An 18212-nucleotide genomic window follows, 5' to 3' on the forward strand; every position below is an offset into this window, starting at 1 on the left:
TGCATTTTGCCAGATCAACCGAGGGAAAATCATGAGCAGCAATTTCATTACGACCAAGGACGGCACGCAGATTTTTTACAAGGACTGGGGCGCCAAGGATGCGCAGCCGGTCGTTTTCCATCATGGCTGGCCGCTTTCGGCCGATGACTGGGATGCGCAGATGCTGTTCTTTCTCCACGAAGGATTTCGTGTCATCGCGCATGACCGGCGTGGCCATGGCCGTTCCAGCCAGACCGATACCGGCAATGAGATGGATACCTATGCCGCCGATGTCGCCGAGCTTGCCGCGCATCTGAACTTGAAAAACGCCATCCATGTCGGCCACTCCACCGGTGGCGGCGAGGTGACGCGTTATGTCGCCAAATTCGGCCAACCGCAGGGACGGGTTGCCAAGGCGGTGCTGATTGGTGCCGTGCCGCCGGTGATGGTGAAAAGCGACAAGAACCCCGGCGGGCTGCCGCTGGAAGTGTTCGACGGGTTTCGCAAGGCGCAGGCCGCCAACCGGGCGCAGTTCTTTCTCGATATACCGACCGGGCCGTTCTACGGCTATAATCGGCCAGGGGCAGAGGTCTCCGAGGGCGTTATCCGCAACTGGTGGCGACAGGGCATGATGGGCGGCACCAAGGCCCATTACGATTGCATCAAGGCGTTTTCCGAAACGGATTTCACCGAGGATCTGAAGGTGATCGATGTGCCGGTGCTGGTGATGCATGGCACGGACGACCAGATCGTGCCCTTCGAGGATTCAGCGCCGTTGTCCGTCAAGCTTCTGAAGAACGGCACGCTCAAGGTTTATGACGGCAAGCCGCATGGCGTGGCGACGACCGATCCCGATCTCGTCAATGCAGATTTGTTGGCGTTTTTCCGGGCGTAGTTGCTTAGTGGTCGTCATGCTCGGGCCTTGTCCCGAGCATCTGCTGCGTTGGCGTTTTGGCATGCGCGGTTGGATCCTCGGGACAGGCCCGAGGATGACGTCGAGAGAGGCTTTGTCGCCCCTGTTCAAATCAGCTGGAACTTGTCCACATCCACCATGCCCATGTCCGATATTTTCAGATGCGGGATGACCGGCAGCGGCAGAAAAGCCACCTGCAGGAACGGCTCTTCAAGAGTCGTTCCAAGGGCATAGGCGGACTTTCTCAAGTCATGCAGCGTGTCGCGCACCCACTCGTATGGCTCAAGGCTCATCAGGCCGGCGACGGGAAGCGCGATCTCGCCGGTGACCTTGCCGTCTTCCACCACGACGAAACCGCCGTGGATTTCGCCGAGCCGGTTGGCGGCCAGCGCCATGTCGTCCTCGGAAACGCCGACAACGCAGATATTGTGGCTGTCATGGCCGACGGTGGAGGCGATCGCGCCCTTCTTCAGGCCAAAACCCTGCACGAAACCATTGGCATGGTTGCCGTTTTTGCCGTGGCGCTCGATGACCGCGACCTTGATGATATCGCGCTCCAGATCGACGGTGGTCTGGTTGCCGGAGACCGGTAGGCGGTAACGGCGGTGTTCGGTGATGATTTTTCCGGGCATGACGCCGATGACCGGTGTTTCGCCTTCCGCGACCGGAACGCCGAAATGCATGGCCTGAACGGGGCGGGCTTTGACACTGTCCAGGCCGACCGGGGCGACGGGCTTGCGGGTGGAAAACAGTTCATCGGTGACCTTGCGACCGGCTGCAAAAACGATGTCCGCCTTGCAGTTTTCGAGACTGTCGATGATGACGAGATCGGCACGCCAGCCGGGGGCGACGAGGCCGCGATCACGCAGGCCAAATGCCTTGGCGGCGGAGATGGAGGCGGCGCGATAGACGGCAAGCGGCTCGACACCGTTGGCGATTGCCGTGCGGATCATGTAGTCGAGATGACCCTGTTCGGCGATGTCGAGCGGATTGCGATCGTCGGTGCAGAGCGCCAGATAGGGCGACAGGCGTTCGGTGAGGATCGGCATAAGCGCGTGTAGATCCTTTGAGACCGAGCCTTCGCGCACGAGGATGTGCATGCCCTTGCGGATCTTTTCGAGCGCTTCTTCCGCCGTCGTGCATTCGTGTTCGGTACGGATGCCGGCCGACAGGTAACCGTTGAGATCGAGCCCGCGCAGCAGCGGCGCGTGGCCGTCGATGTGGTCACCATAGAAGGCGTCGAGCTTGGCGAGGCAGGTCGGGTCCTTGTGGATGACGCCCGGAAAATTCATGAACTCGGCAAGGCCGATGACTTTTGGGTGATCGCGGAAGGGCAGGAGCTTTTCGATGGGCAGATCGGCACCGGCGGTTTCCAGATGCGTGGCGGGCACGCAGGACGACAGCTGGACGCGGATGTCCATGATCGTCTGTTCGGCGCTGTCGAGGAAAAACCGGATGCCATCCGCGCCGATGACATTGGCGATCTCGTGCGGATCGCAGATGGCCGTGGTGACGCCATAGGGCAGAACGCAGCGGTCGAATTCATGCGGGGTGACGAGCGAGCTCTCGATATGCAGATGCGTGTCGATGAAGCCGGGGACGACGATCTTTCCGGAAATGTCGATCTCCGTCTTGCCGACGTAATCGCCGCAGGTGCCGACGATGCGATCACTACAGATGGCGATGTCGGAGGCCACGAGTTCGCCGGTGACGAGATCGAAGAATTGTCCGCCCTTCAGCACGATATCCGCAGGCTCGCGGCCGGTGCCCTGGTCTATGAGGGTTTCGAGGCGATGGCTCATGGAGGGCTCCTGATACTGAATTGATTCCTCTCTTTAGCCGCTTGCCGGCAAAACGGGGAGGGGGATGAAGAATATAGCGTTCGTCAGGTGCTGCGCGGAATTGTCATTGTCGGGATGATCGACGGCGGCATATGGTGTGGGCATGACCACTCAGATGCCTTCTACAGTGACACCCGATGGCCCGATCATCGTCTTCGATGCCGAATGCATTCTCTGCTCGGCCAATGCGCAGTTCGTGCTGCGTCATGATCATGCCCACCGGTTTCGGCTGGCCTCTATGCAGGGAGAGGTCGGTGCCGCGCTCTATCGGCGCTTTGGTATCGATCCAGCCGATCCCGAGACGATGATCGTGGTGGAAGGCGACAAGGCCTTGCGCGACAGCGATGCGGTTCTGGCGATCTATCGCGAACTGGGCTGGCCGTGGAAAGCTGCCGGTGTAGCGCGGCTCGTGCCGCGTTTCCTGCGCGATCCGCTCTATCGACTGATTGCCCGCAATCGCTACCGGATTTTCGGAAAGCACGAGGTCTGCTGGCTGCCGTCGCCCGAGCATGCGGATCGTTTTCTGTGAAGACGGTTCTTGTGATCGGTGGATATGGCGGTTTTGGCGCGCGGCTTTCTCGCAGGCTGGCTGGCGACGGCTGGCGGGTTCTGGTCGCTGGCCGCAATCTGGAGGCCGCACGTGCGTTCGCCGCCGGCATGGCCAATGCGCAGGCCGTGCGGGCCGACCGCGGGGGCGACCTGACGTCGATCCTGAAGGCGCATATGCCGCTGCTGCTGATCGATGCGGCCGGGCCGTTTCAGGGCAGCGATTACCGGGTGGCCGAAGCCTGTATCGAAAACGGCGTCCATTACATCGATCTGGCCGATGCGCGCGCCTTCGTGTCCGGCATTGCTGCGCTGGACGAAAGGGCGAGGGCCGCCGGTATCGTCGTGATTTCCGGCGCTTCCAGCGTTCCGGCCATGTCGGGTGCCATCATCGCGGAGCTGGCGCGGGATATGGACCAGGTGTGCTCCGTTTCGATGGCGATCAGCGCCTCCAGCCGCGCGGCTGCCGGCGCTTCGGTGGCGGCGGCGATCCTCAGTTTTGTCGGCAAGCCGATACGCCTGTGGCGCGGAAAACGCTGGCGGCATCAGACCGGCTGGCATGGTCTCAAGCGGGTTCGTTATCAACTGGCGGGCCGCCCGGCCATTTCCCGGCTGGTGGCGTTCTCGGACGTGCCTGACCTCGATATCGTACCCGCGAGAGTGAAAGGGCGGCCGGCTACCGTCTTTCGCGCCGGGCCGGAATTTTCGTTTCAGCTGCTGATGCTGTGGCTGTTGAGCTGGCCGGTGAAATGGGGCTGGATCAACTCCCTGTCGCCACTGGCGCGGTGGCTGAGACCGCTGCAGCGCCTGAGTGCCAATCTCGGCAGCGACCGCTCGGCGATGATGGTCGAGGTGAAGGGGCGATGCAGCGGCGCATTCGTCGGCCGGCGCTGGACGCTGATTGCGGAAGATGGCCATGGGCCGGAGGTGCCGACCATGGCGGCGCAGCGGCTGGCCAGCAGGCTGGCGGAGGGCCGGCTTGCCGCCGGTGCAAGGTCTGCCGCCGGCGAATTGTCGTTGGACGATTTCGCGCCATTGCTGGATGCCATGTCGATCCATCGGCAGGTGGAGGTGCAAGACTATCTGCCACTCTACCGGCGTGTGATGGGGCAGGCTTATGACGCGCTGCCGCTGCCGATGCGCGACATACATGATGTGTTCGGCGATGCCGGTGCGGCCGGCAAGGCGACGGTGACGCGCGGGCGCTCACGTCTGGCAGGGCTGATTGCCGATCTTGTCCGGTTCCCACCGCCGGGAGAATACGACCTGCACGTGTCCTTCGAGGAAGAGGGCGGGGTGGAACGCTGGACGCGCGATTTCGGCGGCCATGTGTTTGTCAGCGAACTCAGCCAGTCCGGTCGCCATCTTGTCGAGCGTTTTGGACCGATGCGGTTCTATTTCGACCTGCCGTCCGATGCGTCTGGCCTGACCATGATCATGAAAAAATGGACGATATTCCGCGTGCCTATGCCGCTATCCCTGGCGCCGAAAAGCGTGGCGCGGGAATGGGGCGAGGGCGAGGATTTCTGGTTCGACGTGCCGGTTGCTCTGCCGCTGATCGGTGATCTGGTTCACTATCGCGGCCGGTTGCGGCGCCTCTAAAACGAACGGGCGCCAAAAGGCGCCCGCTGCATTTCCAAAAAGGTCCGATTACTCGGCAGCGACGGTCTTGCCGCCTTCCCACTTGTAGACCGAGAAGGTCTGCGAGGTGAGGTCGCCGGTTTCGCCATAGGTGAGTTCGCCGATGGCGGTCTTGATGCCGGTGCCATCCCTGAGCGCTGCGGCGACGGCTTCCGCGTCGTCGGTGCTGCCGGCCTTGGCGATGCCGGCGGCGATGACTTCGACGGCGGCATAGGTGTTCAGCGTGAACGCTTCGGCCGGGATGTTCTTGGCGATCAGCGCTGCTGCTGCTGCCTTGCTGTCTTCGTTCTTCAGCGCGTCGGCGGCGTTGGTGTAGATCGTGCCATTGGCGGCGTCGCCGCCGGTTGCGACATACTCGCTGTTCGACAGGCCGTCACCGGCGACCAGCTGCACGGCCATGCCGGCATCCTTCATCTGGCGAACCAGCAGGCCTGCTTCCGGGTGGTAGCCGCCGAAATAAAGAACTTCGACGCCCTCGGACTTCATGCGGGTGACGAGCGCGGTGAAATCCTTGTCGCCCGGATTGAGCGCATCGTTGAAGACTTCGGTGACGCCGGCAGCATTGAGCGATGCCTTGAAGGCGTCGGCCAGACCCTTGCCGTACTGGGCCTTGTCGTTGAGGATGGCGATCTTCTTGTCCTTGAACTTCTCAACGACATATTTTGCGGCAACTTCCGCCTGCTGATCGTCACGACCGCAGGTGCGGAAAACGGTGGAGAGGCCCTGTGCCGTCAGTTCCGGAGCGGTGGCCGTCGGGGTGACCATCAGCGCGCCGTTTTCGGCGAAGACGAGTGAGGCGGGAACCGATACGCCAGACGTGACGGGACCGACGACGAAGCGGATGTCATCGGCGATCAGCTGGTTGGCAGCCGAGACGCCCTGCTTCGGGTCGCCGGCATCGTCAGCGATCTTCAGGACGAGCTTTTCGCCGTTGATGCCGCCCTTCTTGTTGATTTCCTCGACAGCGGTTTCCGCACCGTTTTTGATCTGCGCTCCAATGGCGGCGACCGGGCCGGTGAGCGGCGCCATGAGGCCGATGGTGATGTCAGCATGTGCGTCAGTTGCCGCGAGTGGGGCAAAGGCCAGCGTGGCGGCGAGCGCCGCAGTGATTGTCTTCAATGTCATGTCCGTCTCCTTGGGGCACGGGCCTCCCAACCCGTTTCTTGATCATGCAGCGGCCCTGCCAACCCGACCCTCGGCCTTGCCGTATCTCATCGGGAAAGGGGACGCTGCGTCCGTTCCGCGCGCGACCATGTTTGGCTCGCGGCGCAGTCGGCAATTTTTCTAAGAATATTCGTAGATTCACGCAAGAAGATAACCGAAAGCTGCGACGTTTCGGCGTATTAATTCAAAGCTTATCGCGCGGGAGTGAAGGGCCGGCATATGCCGACCCTCGCAAACATCAAATTCAGGCAACCGCGCCGAACTGGGCCTCGTGCAGGCGGGCATAGGCGCCACGTTTGGCGATCAGGCCGGCATGCGAGCCTTCCTCCAGAATGCCTTGCGGACCCATGACGACGATACGATCAGCATTGCGGATGGTGGCGAGGCGATGGGCGACGACCAGCGTGGTGCGGCCGCGCGACAATTCGCCGAGCGCCTGCTGGATGGCGTATTCGGTGGCCGAGTCGAGCGCCGATGTGGCTTCATCTAGGATCAGGATCGGCGGGTCCTTCAGGAAAATGCGGGCAATCGCCAGACGCTGCTTCTGGCCGCCCGACAGTTTGACGCCGCGCTCGCCCACCGGCGTGTCGAGACCTTCCGGCAGGGACAGGATGAATTCGTCGAGTGCTGCACGGCGCAGCGCATCGATGATTTCCTCGTCAGTCGCGCCGAGGCGGCCATAGGCGATGTTTTCGCGGATGGTCGAGCCGAACAGGAAGACGTCCTGCTGTACGAGGCCGATCTGGTTGCGCAACGAGCCTTGCGTCATGTCGCGGATGTCGATGCCGTCGATCATGATCGCGCCTGCATCGACTTCATAAAAGCGCGGCAGCAGCGAGCAGAGCGTCGTTTTGCCCGCACCGGAAGCGCCGACAAAGGCGATGGTTTCGCCCGGTGCGATTTTCAGGTTCAGGTGTTCGAACACCTTTGACTTGCCGTCGTAGCTGAAGGCGACGTCGCGGTATTCGATGGCGCCGGCCAGGTGTGTCACCGCGCGGGCATCCGGCTTGTCGGCAATATCGGGGGCGGTATCGATCAGCGCCGTGAAGCGCGAGAAGCCGGCAATGCCCTTCGGATAGGATTCGATCACCGAGGTGATCTTGTCGATCGGCCGGAAGAACACGTTGACCAGCAGCAGGAAGCCGACGAAACCGCCATAGGTGAGCTCGCCCTGGATGACCAGATAGGTGCCGAATATCATCACCATCAGTTGCACCAGACGGGTGCTGAGATAACTCATGGTGATGCTGGCGGTCATATAGGCATAGGCGTTCAGCTTGGTGGTCTTGTAGCCTTCGTTATTGGCGGCAAACAGCTGGCGCTCGTAATCCTCGTTGGCGAAGGCTTTGACGACGCGGATGCCGCCGACGCTTTCCTGAACGCGGGTGTTGAAATCGCCGACCTGACGGAAAAGCTTGCGCCAGTTGGTGGTCATGCGCGCACCGTAGCGGCTGACCAGCCAGGTCATGAAGGGCACGATGACGGTGGTCATCATCGCCAGCTTCCAGTTGACCGTGAACATCAGCAGGAAGGCGCCGATGAAGGTCATGATGGCGATGAACAGGTCTTCCGGGCCGTGATGGGCGATTTCGCCGACCTCTTCCAGATCCTTGGTCACGTGGGTGATCAACTGGCCGGTGCGGTTGTTGTCGAAATAGCGGAAGGACAGTTTCTGGATATGGTCAAAGGCCTGCCGGCGCATGTCAGTCTCGATCGAGATGCCAAGCGCGTGGCCCCAGTAGTTCACCACCGCCATCAGGCCGGTGTTGAAGACGTAAATGACGAGGAGGGCGGCGGCGGTGGCGGCAATCCAGCCCCAGTGCTGGCCGGGCAGAAGGTCATCGACAAAAAATTTCACCGCAATCGGAAAACCGAGTTCGAGCAGGCCGGCAAGGACAGCACATCCGAAATCGAGGGCGAAAAGGCCCTTGTAGGGTGCGTAATAGGAAAAGAAGCGGCGTAACATGGGAACTCCGGCGGCAGGACTGACGGTGCGACGAGATAGAGGATGGTGCGTGCGTTTACTTCGCGCGCCGTCGGCATGCATCATGCCTTCTCCGTCCGATAACCTGATCGTACGTGTCGCCTTATAGGGGCGCTTACATGGCCTGTCATCAGTCCGTTGTGCGGAATATCCGGATTTGCTTAAGTCAGGCCGGTGTCGCCCAGTCATCCACGCTCACGAAGCGAGACGTATCCTCGTCGCGTTCGAAAACGCTGCCGATCGGAGCATCGAGGAGCGCAATGATGGACGGGTCGTAATTGGCGATGGTGTTGACGTCGTAGATGGCGTGATTGTCCGCGTCATCCATATAAGCGTCGTCTTCAAAACCGGTGAGAAAGCGCCAGCCGCTGTCCATGTCGTTATCGGGTTTCTGGCGGTAGAAAAATCCGACCGGATGGCCGTCGACGGTGATCATGTCGCTGGCGATGCAGCCGCCGTGACCGGTGGCGAGTGGCTTGATGGCATCTGCCGACAGCTTGAATTGTTTTGTCATCCTGTACTCCTGATTTCGCGCGGATAGATGGCGCACAGGATTGAGGAAGCAAGCTTGCAAAGAGCAACGATGACGTTGCAGGCGCCCTAGCTTTCGCCGTGGCATGCAACGTCATCTGAAGTAAAGGCATATGTAAAATGCAGAAACCCGGCATGGCGGGTTGGGAGTGCCGCTAGTGCCGAATTCGATTTCGTAGGCAAGGTCGCCTATATTAGCAAATGCGCGTCAAGGTAGTTTTACCTTTTGACAGCGCTACCATTAGGCGGCAGTCTTTTTCCGCTCAGGTGCACAGTAGATTGTCTCAAGTGTTTCGAGAACCTTGAGGACCGATTCCGACGAGCTGGAATAGTAGATCGTCTGTGCGTCGCGGCGGGTATTGACCAGCTTCTGTGCGCGCAGCTTGGAAAGGTGCTGGGAAAGAGCAGACTGGCTCAGGCCAACCTGGTTCGCGAGCGCGCCGACGGCCACTTCGCCCTTTACCAGGCAGCAGAGAATCATCAGGCGTTTCGGGTTGGCCATTGCCGACAGAAGGCCAGCGGCCGTCGTCGAGTGATCGGAAAGTGACATCGTGTCCATGTCGTTCAAACGTCCCCTCAAAATAGGAAAGCAGGTATCAGCTGAGTTGATGCAGGTATCAGTAAGTCTGATCGGTTCGAGACCGAAAATTTAGCAAGCTCTGTGATGGATTGTATATCCCTAAATTTAGCGTAGCGTCTATGATGTTTTAGAAAAATTTGAAATACGATCCAAAATCTCATTTGGGCCTGAAATCGGTTCATTAAACTCATATCTGAGCAAGATATCGCCCCTGATCAGATCAAAACCCGCCATATCTATGCCGGAAATGGTCCAATCGCCGGTTTCTCGCGTTTTCAGGAAACGTGCCGCAGCGTCTGCTTCGGTGGTCATTGCCCCCACTAATTTTTGGAGGTGTAACCATTCTGCCTCAAACGAGAAATTGCGAATCGTCAATTCTTCGCCTGCCAGTATATAGGCCTTGCCAAAGCCGCCGTTCAAAGCGGCGGACGAAGGCACCAGTCTGAAGAAACGGAAATCGGCAAAATCGACGTACAGCTCCGCCTTGCGGTGTCTTGCGACGAAACGGGCGCGAATTCTGCTGTAATCATCGCTATCGCGATCGACCGGTTCGGCCGTGCAGAAGGCGGTGATGCGGGCGTGTGCGAGTGGATCGCCCTTGCCGGGCTCCCCGGTCATGATCGAGCAGCGTGGATCCTTTTTGAGGCTGACGGTGTGGCTGGCGAGATCCGAGACGAGAATGACCGGCACGCCATCGAGATCCATCCCCAAAAGCGCCCGGCTGACGGCTGGAAAGCCGGTCTGTGCATCGATGACGGCGAGCGACGCATAACGCGCGCCACGCAGCAGCCTGCGGCCGAGGCGGCGGGCTTCCTCGTCGGTTTCGCGAATGGGGGAGGGCTTGTCTTTCATAATATTTCCTCGTCGTGCCGAACTGTCATCCGGCACGACGAAGCATGCTGGTCTCAGCGGCGGCGGTGCCGGGTGAGGCCGGCGATCACATCATCGGCGGTGATCGTGCCGACCACCGCGCCATTGTCAATGATGCCTATCAAACCCGGCTGGCGGGACATGGCGTCAAGGATGTCCACCAGGGGGGTCGTTGCCGGTGCAGTGGCGGTGACGGGCACGGAAGCGTCGGCAACGCCCGGGCGCATGACATCGGCTGCCGTCAGCATCGAGATCGGGTTCATGTTCTGCACGAAATCCGCGACATACTGGTCAGCCGGTGCCTGAACGATCTGCTGCGGCGTGCCGCACTGGATGATGCGGCCACCTTCCATGATGGCGATGCGGTTGCCGATACGGAACGCTTCGTCGAGATCGTGGCTGACGAACAGGATGGTCTTTTTCAGTCGCCGCTGGAATTCCAGCAACTCATCCTGCAGTTTCGTCCGGATCAGCGGGTCGAGGGCCGAAAACGGTTCGTCCATCAGCAGGATGGGCGCGCCGGTGGCAAAGGCGCGGGCAAGGCCGACACGCTGCTGCATGCCGCCCGAGAGTTCCCCCACCTTGCGGTCGGCCCATTTCGACAAGCTGACCAGTTCCAGCTGCTCGGCGACCCGTTTCTTGCGCTCGGCTTCCGGCACGTCGGCAAGTTCGAGGCCGAAGCCGACATTTTCCGCGACCGTGCGCCAGGGCAGCAGGCCGAATTGCTGGAAAACCATCGAAACCGAATGCATACGCAGATCGCGCAGCGTTTTTGCATCGGCCTTGTAAGGATCGACAGGGCCGTTCGGCGTGGCGACGCTGACGCTGCCGCGCACCACCGGGGCAAGCCCGTTGACGGCACGCAGGAGTGTCGATTTGCCGGAGCCGGAGAGCCCCATCAGCACAAGGATCTCGCCTTCGTGGATAGACAGCGACGCGTTGGCGACACCGAGCACGATACCCGTCTCGGCGGCGATTTCGTCGCGTGTCCTGCCCTGATCGACCAGCGGCAGGGCACGCTCGGGGCGATCGCCAAAAATTATATCGACGTTGTCGAACCTGACGCAGTCGTTTGGCTTTGTTTCGACCGGTGTCTGGACGGCGGCCATGGTGTTGGCGGTCATGATGCGCCTCCCTGCGATGTACGGAACATGCGGTCGAGAATGATCGCCAGAATGACGATGCAGAGGCCGGAATCAAAGCCGCGGGCGACGTTGACGGTGTTGAGTGCGCGCAGCACCGGAACACCAAGACCGTTGGCGCCGACGAGGGCGGCGATCACCACCATCGAAAGGGACAGCATGATCGTCTGGGTCATGCCGGCCATGATCTGCGGTGCGGCGAACGGCAGTTCGACCTTGCGCAGCACCTGCGACGGTGTGGCGCCGAAGGCAACGGCTGCTTCCGTGAGGGCGCCGGGCGTCGAGATGATGCCAAGCCGGGTGAGGCGGATCGGCGCGGGGATGGCGAAGATCACGGTGGCGATGAGGCCGGGCACCATGCCGAGGCCGAATAGGATCAGCGCCGGGATGAGGTAGACGAAGCTCGGCAGCGTCTGCATCAGGTCGAGGATCGGCCGCATAGCGTTGTAGAGCCATTCGCGGCGCGCAGCGGCGATGCCGAGCGGGATGCCGATCAGCATGCTGACGAAGGTTGCCGCACTGACCAGTGCCAGCGTCTGTGTCGTCTCTTCCCAGTAACCCTGGTTGAAGATGAACAGGAAGCCGCCGAAGGTGAAAAGGGCAAGCGCTATCGAGCGCCTGAGACAGTATGAGAGAATGGCGAAGGCCGCCATGACAACGAGCGGGTGCGGCGTTTCCAGCACCCATAACAATCCGTCGATGACGGAGGACAAGACGGCCGACAGCCATCTGAAAAACCAGTAACCATTGGTCGTCAACCAGTCGACGACCGCCTTAGCCCATGCGCCGATGGGAAAACGATGCTCTTCAAGCCAATCCACGAGAAACCTGCCATCCGGAGGAAAAGAAAGGGCGGGTGCCCGCGGCGGCCTAGCCGCCACGGGTCATGGATGTCAAATCAGAGGCCGAGTTCTTTCTTGACGGCTGCAAGGCCATCCTTGCCGTCGAGCGTGGTAACACCGGCCAGCCACGGCTCGATCACCGTCGGGTTTTTCTTGATCCAGGCCTTGGCGGCCTTGTCGGCATCTTCGCCGTCGTCGAGGATCTTGCCCATGATGGTGTTTTCCATGTCGAGCGAGAACTTTACGTTCTTGAGCAGCTTGCCGAGGTTCGGGCATTCAGCGACATAACCGCCGCGTGCGACGGTATAAACCGTGGCGCCGCCGTAGTTCGGGCCAAAGACCGTCTCGTCACCGCCGGCGAGATAGGTGATCTCGTGGGCGACGTTCATCGGATGCGGAGCCCATGCGAGGAAGACGATCGGCTTGTCTTCCTTGTCGGCGCGGGTGACCTCGGTGAGCATGCCCTGCTCGGAAGACTCGACCACCTGAAAGCCCTTGAGCTCAAAGGTGTTCTTGTCGATCAGCGACACGATCATGCCGTTGCCTTCATTGCCCGGCTCGATGCCGTAGATCTTGCCGCCAAGTTCAGCCTTGTGCTTGGCAATATCCTTGAAGTCCTTGATGCCGAGCTTGGCGCCGGCGGCATTGGTGCCGAGCGTGTATTTCGCGCCTTCGAGGTTGACGGTGATGCTCTCGATCGACTTGTCGGCGATGTAATCCTTGATGGCGCCGTTCTGGGCGGGCATCCAGTTGCCGATGAAGACGTCGATATCCTTGTTCTTCATCGAGGAGTAGGTGACCGGCACACCGAGCGTCTTGACGTCGGCCTTGTAGCCGAGCGCTTCCAGCACGGTGATGAAGGATGCATTGGTCGCGGCAAGGTCTGTCCAGCCGACATCCGAGATGCGGACGGTGGCACAGCTCTTGGCATCGGCGGCCTGAGCCGTCTGCGCGAGGAGGAGGGCCGAGACAGTGGTGGCCAGTACGGTCATGGATTTGATAATGCGCATGTTGGGCTCCCGTTCTTTTTTGTTCCCGGTTATTATGAATACATCCCGCCAACAGGCAAGCGCGCGCAAAAACGGCAGGTTAACAGGGGTATTTGCGACATAATGGCGCGCTGCAGCAAGATTGATCTCCGTCAATGTGGCTGGGCGAGCATGGGGTGTAGGTGTCGCGTGACAAAAGCCATGAACGCCACAGGAGTTTCCCATGCGTCTCGCACTCATCCGCCCAGCCCTTTTTGCAGCCGCTATCGGCCTTTTCGCCGTTCCGGCGCTGGCGGCGGACATCGAAATCAAGATGCTGAACAAGGGCAGCGACGGTCAGGCCATGGTGTTCGAGCCGGCTTCCGTGCGCGCCGCCGTGGGGGACACGATTCGCTTCGTTTCCGTCGATAAGGGCCATGATGCGCAGGCGGTGAAGGAACTGATCCCGGAAGGTGTCGAACCGTTCAAGGGCAAGATCAGCACCGATCTGGTGGTCACCGTCGACAAGGAAGGCGCTTATGTCGTGAAATGCACGCCGCATTTCGGCATGGGCATGGTGGCGCTGGTCGTCGTCGGTGAAGGTGCGCCTGCCAATCTCGATGCCATAAAGGCTGCCAAGATGCCGAAAAAGACCCGTGATCGCCTCGATGCGGAAATCGCCAATCTCGGCCTCTGATCGACGTAATACATCATAATCGATGCGGCGGGGCAGGGATGTACCGCCGCATCCGACCAAATGCCTCTGGTATTTTACCTGTCCGTGCTTATGTCTAGCGGGCAAATAAAGGGGCTGCCGCATGGCGAAACGACATCCTGCTGACAACGAACTTTCCGGTGCACTGAAGATCCTCGCCGAGATCGAAGCAACTGTTGCGGGATGGGTGCCCGAAGCGCCGCAGACGCTGGCTGAGTCTGATGTTGCCGACGATGCCGCAGAGTTGTCCGTGATCTCCGAAACCGTGCAAGCGGGCGAACGCAATGTCGCTGTCGTTGTGTCTGGTATTGATGCTGCCGCTGGAGCAAAATCGCCGCTTGTACATTTCGCACGCCGCCTGGATCACGATATCCACACGATCATCATGCAGGCGAGCGATACGGAGGCTCTTTCCCTTCACGAAAAACTTCTGCGCCGATTGCGCTTGAGGCCGGCATCGAACGACATGCGCCGCCGTGATGGTGTTTTGGCTGCTCGTCTTGTGACGTCGCTTGAGCGTGCGGCACGTCTGATTGCAGCGCTTGAAATGCACCGTCAGGTGATGAAATCACACCTCGTGTCGATAGAAGGCGATCTTATCAAACGGATCGAGCAGACGAAGTCCATCGACGACGAGGCCATTTCCGATGCGACGGAGCGACTGGCCAGCCGGCAGGACCTTGCTGAGGCAATCATCCGTCATGAAGCGGCCTGCAACAGCCTGTACCACAAGCTCAGCATCGAGGCCGAGCGCGGTATCGTCGTCCTGCATGCTCTCACAGCTGGGCAGTCATTGCCGCTTGCGGACCTGTTTTCAGCTGAGGCGCGTGGCGCATTTTTGCCGCTGTTGACGCTCTGCGAGAAAAACATGTTGTCGATGCGCGAAGTCGAGCGGCGCAAGCATGCCGTCGACGCCGGTTTTCTGCATCGCTTCAACCCGGCGCCGGTGCGGCAAGGGGAAAGTGGCGCAGCGACACAGCATATTCCGCAAACAGAACAGTCGACAGCCTGATATTCCGGCCGACACAGGAGCAATAACCCCTTATGTTTGAACCGATCCTCGCCTTTTTCCGGCGTTTGCTTGCCGGCCTGTCCCGTGTTCTGGGGCTGGTTTTTGCGCGTCTCGCCTGGCCGTTCATGGCGGCGCGAGGCTGGTATGGTCAGCGCAACTGGACGATCCGCGGAACGATTATCGCGGTGCTGGCGATCGTGTTCGGCTTTTATGGCTACTTCTTCTACCAAACTCAGCTTTGGACCGATTTCGATCCGGATTTCGTGGATAGCTACCGTTTCTCGGAACGGACGGTGCCGGCCGGCCAGACGCTGACGACACCGGCGCCCGCCAGCGTCGATGCGCCGGCTGGTGCGGTGACGCCGCCACGCCAATGCCAGTCATCGGCCATCGTCGATGTCGCAGCCGATCTGACCAACCGCAACGTCAACAGTAATGCATGGATATCCTCCATGCTGCTTTATCGACTGGGCTTTTTCGGCGTCGACTGGGATCATACGCCGTTCTTCGACAACAAGGCTTCGTTCCAGCGCGGCGTGAACCAGGCCCTGCGCCGCACGACGGTCGAGCTTGTCGACAGTCTTGCCCGCGTGCGCGGCACATCCGGCATCGACAACAACCTGCAGGATGCCCGCAACAATCTGCAGTTCGATGAATATTCTTGGTATTTTGGCCTGACGCCGTTCGGCCCCAAGACGCCGACGCCGAGCTATTATCGCGCTGCGATTACCAGCCTGAAAAAGTTCAATGTCGATCTGGCCGCCTGCGTGACCACCTTCGACAGCCGCGCCGACAATCTCGTGCAATTCGTCGATCGCATCGCCAACGATCTCGGTAGCACGACGGCGATCCTGCGAGAGCGTTCGGAAAACCATAATGGCGGCTGGTTCGACACGCGTGCCGATGACCGGTTCTGGTTCGCCTATGGCCAGCTTTACGGTTACTATGCCGTGCTTTCGGCTGCTGGCGCCGATTTCAGTCAGGTCATTCGCGAGCGTAATCTGGGACCGCTCTGGACTGATACGCTCGGCCAGTTCAAGGCGGCGCTGAAAATTCAGCCTTCGATCATTTCCAATGGTCGCGAAGATGGATTGATCATGCCGACGCATCTGTCGACCATGGGCTTTTACATGCTGCGCGTCCGCTCGAACCTCGTGGAAGTCCGTTCGGTTCTGGATCGCTGATCTTCTTCGGATACGCAGTGCTGCAATTACAGAAAAGCCCGGCAAGAAACTTGCCGGGCTTTTCCGATCAGACCTGAAAGATCAGATTAGAAGTTACGCTGCAGACGAACGAAGCCGTCCCAACGGTCGCCGTCGCCGGCAACGCCGTTGTCGATGTCGACGTCGGTGTAGTTGACGGTGGTCTTGAACGCCAGGTTTTCGGTGATGGCGTAGTCAGCCGTCAGGCCAACGCGCCATGCGCTGCCGCCAACGTAATCGCCCGAAACCGGTACGATCTTGTCCCAGTACTGTGCGCCGGGAGCAATCGTCAGCTTGTCGGTGACCTTGATGGCGTATTCAGCGCCGATGGTCCACTCGGAGTAATCCCAGTAGCGGTTCGGGCCGGTGGAGTAGACGCCGAAGACGCCGAGCGAGCCGGGGCCGATTTCGGCGGTCAGCGTGGATGCGATGACGCCATCTTCGTTGTCGAATTCATAACCACCGAAGACGTCGATCGAAACGCCGCCGAACTTGGCTGCGAGAAGACCGTTGACGCCGATTTCGTCGTCATTGCCAGCGAAATCGGTCTTCCAACCGGCTTCCGAGTTGAATGCGTCAACGCCAACGTAGCCCTTGAACGCGCCGCCGTCGAAGGTGTAGCGGATGCCGTTGTTCAGGGTGTCGGTGGCCTGGTAGCCTACATAACCAGCTGCCGGACCGGCATCGTGAAGAACGGTTTCGCCCGGAAGACCCGTGTCGAAGTAGTTGTAGAACTGACCGACGCGGAGGCCGCCAAGTTCAATGTAGGTTTCTTCGAGGTAGAAGTCGCTACCGCGGCTGGGGTCGTTGGTGTTGGCGCGAAGCGTGACGCGCGAAGCCAGCGTGCCGAGATCGGTGTCGGACTTGGCTTCGAGGCGCAGCTGGGCGCGGGTGTTGGTGCGGTAACCGGCAGAGCGGCCAGCAGTCGTGGCAACGCCGTCGATGTTGAAGTCGCTGCGGCCGTCAACCTGGGTGCGGACGTAACCACCGATCTTGAGGCAGGTTTCGGTGCCCGGGATGTAGAAGTAGCCGGTGCCGAAAGCGTCGCAAACGCGAACGTATTCCATGGGCTCAGGTTCAGCAGCAACGATAGCGTCGGCAGCCTGGGCGCCAGATACTGCTGCGAGGGCAGCAGCGGAGCCGAGAAGAAGGCTCTTGATGTTCATCAGTTGAACTCCAGTATGGTGGGTTGGGCACAGGGTGCGCCCGATCTGATCCGAGTCGAAATGTATTCGACACACGTTGACCAATGTACGAACGATCGTTCTTTTCGCAATTGGTGAATGCGGATCCGGGTGTCGCTGGCGTGTTTCCGTCAGCGTCCGTGATAAAAAAAACACAATCACGATTTGCCGATCAAGCGGCAATAATGGCTATTTCGTGGCTTAAATGTGATCTGGTGTCCCGTTTTCGAGGCCGGGATCCGATATGCGGTGCTCGTTCGCGATCCTACAAAGAGCGCTTGCTGTTTTGAACGATCGTTCGTATTGTGTCTGTGTGTTGCGCTTTACAGCGTAGGGCAGGGCCCTTGATCTTCGGTGTCGTTGCGACCGACGAAGGGATTGGGCTTTGTCGTGATGGTCAAGGAAAGTGTCGGCACAATACCTCCACGTCGATCTTTGCCGTCCTTCTTCCCTGGAAGGGCGGCTTTGTCGTTGTGGTGAGTGCCTTGAAAACGATGACGCCTGCGCCTTCGTGGCGGCTGTCCGCCGCTGTCCCGTTCAGGCCGTATAGGTGGCGTAGACTTCCGCAATCTCTTCGAGGATCTCGGTGCGCTCGGTATCGGTCCATGTGTGGAAATTGAAGCGCTCGATGCAGCTGAAGCCGGTCAGTGCGAAATATGCCATACGCGCCGCCTTTGGCTTGGGGCCATGCGAAACGGCGGCAAGCTCTTTGTTCATCCAGTCTCGCATGATCTTCTGCAAAAGTTCGTCTCGGCCCAAAGACACGCTGACGGCCATCGCCACCGCGCGGTCTCTTTCATTTGGCCGTTTGCGTGCAGCGATCAACCGGCCAAACAGCTCGGCGTGAGACGACCCGGCATCATAGCAATCTTTTACGCAAGAATCTGTGGTTTGCTGGTCTCTTAGTATCTGGCGTTCAACCAGTGCTTCGAGAAGCGCACATTTCGTCTTGTGGTCGTAAACAACCTGCGACTTGCTGACGCCAGCTTCCCTGGCAACGGAGTCGATTGACAGACTTGCGGCACCTGTACGCGAAATAACGCGCTCGGCTGCGTCGAGAATATGCTCCGGGTCGATTTTCCTAGGTCCCACTTATGC

17 protein-coding genes are annotated in these 18212 nt (G+C 59.9%); 6 read left to right on the forward strand and 11 right to left on the reverse strand.

Going from position 1 to position 18212, the window contains the following annotated elements; genetic code table 11:
* Positions 1–31: 31 nt before the first annotated feature.
* Positions 32–874, forward strand: coding sequence for an alpha/beta fold hydrolase (locus AAIH70_RS09265; protein WP_132271965.1), 843 nt, complete (start codon positions 32–34; stop codon positions 872–874).
* A gap of 125 nt (positions 875–999) precedes the next feature.
* Here the strand turns inward: AAIH70_RS09265 and ade are convergent, their stop codons facing one another.
* Complete coding sequence (ade, locus tag AAIH70_RS09270) at positions 1000–2694, reverse strand: adenine deaminase (protein ID WP_132271966.1); 1695 nt, start codon at positions 2692–2694, stop codon at positions 1000–1002.
* 142 nt (positions 2695–2836) lie between these two features.
* Between ade and AAIH70_RS09275 the strand changes: the two genes are divergently transcribed.
* Both AAIH70_RS09275 and AAIH70_RS09280 read left to right on the forward strand, forming a co-directional pair.
* Positions 2837–3262: a thiol-disulfide oxidoreductase DCC family protein gene (locus AAIH70_RS09275; protein WP_245519032.1), complete on the forward strand. Its 426-nt coding sequence runs from the start codon at positions 2837–2839 to the stop codon at positions 3260–3262.
* Entirely contained in the window at positions 3259–4881 is a 1623-nt protein-coding gene (locus tag AAIH70_RS09280; RefSeq protein WP_245519033.1) for an SDR family oxidoreductase, read from the forward strand. Before AAIH70_RS09275 ends, AAIH70_RS09280 begins: the two co-directional genes overlap by 4 nt.
* A gap of 48 nt (positions 4882–4929) precedes the next feature.
* Here AAIH70_RS09280 and AAIH70_RS09285 read toward each other — a convergent pair whose 3' ends face one another.
* From AAIH70_RS09285 to choX, 8 genes are all read right to left on the reverse strand, one after another.
* Positions 4930–6045, reverse strand: coding sequence for a branched-chain amino acid ABC transporter substrate-binding protein (locus AAIH70_RS09285; protein WP_132271967.1), 1116 nt, complete (start codon positions 6043–6045; stop codon positions 4930–4932).
* Positions 6046–6328: 283 nt separating this feature from the next.
* A complete protein-coding gene (locus AAIH70_RS09290) occupies positions 6329–8050 on the reverse strand; it encodes an ABC transporter ATP-binding protein (protein ID WP_132271968.1) in 1722 nt (573 codons plus the stop codon).
* Positions 8051–8234: 184 nt separating this feature from the next.
* The gene (locus AAIH70_RS09295) at positions 8235–8582 is read right to left on the reverse strand and encodes a DUF2185 domain-containing protein (RefSeq protein WP_132271969.1); all 348 of its coding nucleotides are present in this window, start codon (positions 8580–8582) and stop codon (positions 8235–8237) included.
* 258 nt (positions 8583–8840) lie between these two features.
* On the reverse strand, positions 8841–9158 hold the full coding sequence (locus tag AAIH70_RS09300) for an ArsR/SmtB family transcription factor (RefSeq protein ID WP_132271970.1): 318 nt from the start codon (positions 9156–9158) through the stop codon (positions 8841–8843).
* A 138-nt stretch (positions 9159–9296) separates the two neighbouring features.
* On the reverse strand, positions 9297–10031 hold the full coding sequence (locus tag AAIH70_RS09305; RefSeq protein WP_132271971.1) for a HugZ family protein: 735 nt from the start codon (positions 10029–10031) through the stop codon (positions 9297–9299).
* A gap of 53 nt (positions 10032–10084) precedes the next feature.
* Positions 10085–11173, reverse strand: coding sequence for a choline ABC transporter ATP-binding protein (gene choV, locus AAIH70_RS09310; protein WP_430033890.1), 1089 nt, complete (start codon positions 11171–11173; stop codon positions 10085–10087).
* Positions 11170–12012: a choline ABC transporter permease subunit gene (choW, locus tag AAIH70_RS09315; protein ID WP_132271972.1), complete on the reverse strand. Its 843-nt coding sequence runs from the start codon at positions 12010–12012 to the stop codon at positions 11170–11172. The genes choV and choW overlap by 4 nt, the downstream gene beginning before the upstream one ends.
* A 77-nt stretch (positions 12013–12089) precedes the next feature.
* Positions 12090–13043, reverse strand: a complete 954-nt coding sequence (gene choX, locus AAIH70_RS09320; RefSeq protein WP_132271973.1) for a choline ABC transporter substrate-binding protein — start codon at positions 13041–13043, stop codon at positions 12090–12092.
* Positions 13044–13245: 202 nt separating this feature from the next.
* On the opposite strand from choX, the gene AAIH70_RS09325 reads away from it, so the two are divergent.
* From AAIH70_RS09325 to AAIH70_RS09335, 3 genes are all read left to right on the forward strand, one after another.
* Positions 13246–13698 (forward strand): pseudoazurin, encoded by a 453-nt coding sequence (locus tag AAIH70_RS09325; RefSeq protein ID WP_132271974.1) that lies wholly within the window; start codon positions 13246–13248, stop codon positions 13696–13698.
* 121 nt (positions 13699–13819) lie between these two features.
* On the forward strand, positions 13820–14728 hold the full coding sequence (locus AAIH70_RS09330; protein WP_132271975.1) for a hypothetical protein: 909 nt from the start codon (positions 13820–13822) through the stop codon (positions 14726–14728).
* A 32-nt stretch (positions 14729–14760) separates the two neighbouring features.
* Positions 14761–15912, forward strand: coding sequence for a DUF2333 family protein (locus tag AAIH70_RS09335; RefSeq protein WP_132271976.1), 1152 nt, complete (start codon positions 14761–14763; stop codon positions 15910–15912).
* Between the two features lie 86 nt (positions 15913–15998).
* Here the strand turns inward: AAIH70_RS09335 and AAIH70_RS09340 are convergent, their stop codons facing one another.
* Complete coding sequence (locus AAIH70_RS09340; protein ID WP_132271977.1) at positions 15999–17096, reverse strand: porin; 1098 nt, start codon at positions 17094–17096, stop codon at positions 15999–16001.
* 555 nt (positions 17097–17651) lie between these two features.
* Positions 17652–18206, reverse strand: coding sequence for a TetR/AcrR family transcriptional regulator (locus AAIH70_RS09345; RefSeq protein ID WP_132271978.1), 555 nt, complete (start codon positions 18204–18206; stop codon positions 17652–17654).
* Positions 18207–18212: the final 6 nt, after the last annotated feature.

This window comes from Neorhizobium sp. BT27B, assembly GCF_050455485.1.
Taxonomy (GTDB): domain Bacteria; phylum Pseudomonadota; class Alphaproteobacteria; order Rhizobiales; family Rhizobiaceae; genus Neorhizobium.

Coding starts and splice junctions, on each gene's coding strand:
- AAIH70_RS09265 (WP_132271965.1), top strand. CDS start 32: ATGAGCAGCAATTTCATTACGACCAAGGACGGCACGCAGATTTTTTAC.
- ade (WP_132271966.1), bottom strand. CDS start 2,694: ATGAGCCATCGCCTCGAAACCCTCATAGACCAGGGCACCGGCCGCGAG.
- AAIH70_RS09275 (WP_245519032.1), top strand. CDS start 2,837: ATGACCACTCAGATGCCTTCTACAGTGACACCCGATGGCCCGATCATC.
- AAIH70_RS09285 (WP_132271967.1), bottom strand. CDS start 6,045: ATGACATTGAAGACAATCACTGCGGCGCTCGCCGCCACGCTGGCCTTT.
- AAIH70_RS09290 (WP_132271968.1), bottom strand. CDS start 8,050: ATGTTACGCCGCTTCTTTTCCTATTACGCACCCTACAAGGGCCTTTTC.
- AAIH70_RS09295 (WP_132271969.1), bottom strand. CDS start 8,582: ATGACAAAACAATTCAAGCTGTCGGCAGATGCCATCAAGCCACTCGCC.
- AAIH70_RS09300 (WP_132271970.1), bottom strand. CDS start 9,158: ATGGACACGATGTCACTTTCCGATCACTCGACGACGGCCGCTGGCCTT.
- AAIH70_RS09305 (WP_132271971.1), bottom strand. CDS start 10,031: ATGAAAGACAAGCCCTCCCCCATTCGCGAAACCGACGAGGAAGCCCGC.
- choV (WP_430033890.1), bottom strand. CDS start 11,173: ATGACCGCCAACACCATGGCCGCCGTCCAGACACCGGTCGAAACAAAG.
- choX (WP_132271973.1), bottom strand. CDS start 13,043: ATGCGCATTATCAAATCCATGACCGTACTGGCCACCACTGTCTCGGCC.
- AAIH70_RS09325 (WP_132271974.1), top strand. CDS start 13,246: ATGCGTCTCGCACTCATCCGCCCAGCCCTTTTTGCAGCCGCTATCGGC.
- AAIH70_RS09330 (WP_132271975.1), top strand. CDS start 13,820: ATGGCGAAACGACATCCTGCTGACAACGAACTTTCCGGTGCACTGAAG.
- AAIH70_RS09335 (WP_132271976.1), top strand. CDS start 14,761: ATGTTTGAACCGATCCTCGCCTTTTTCCGGCGTTTGCTTGCCGGCCTG.
- AAIH70_RS09340 (WP_132271977.1), bottom strand. CDS start 17,096: ATGAACATCAAGAGCCTTCTTCTCGGCTCCGCTGCTGCCCTCGCAGCA.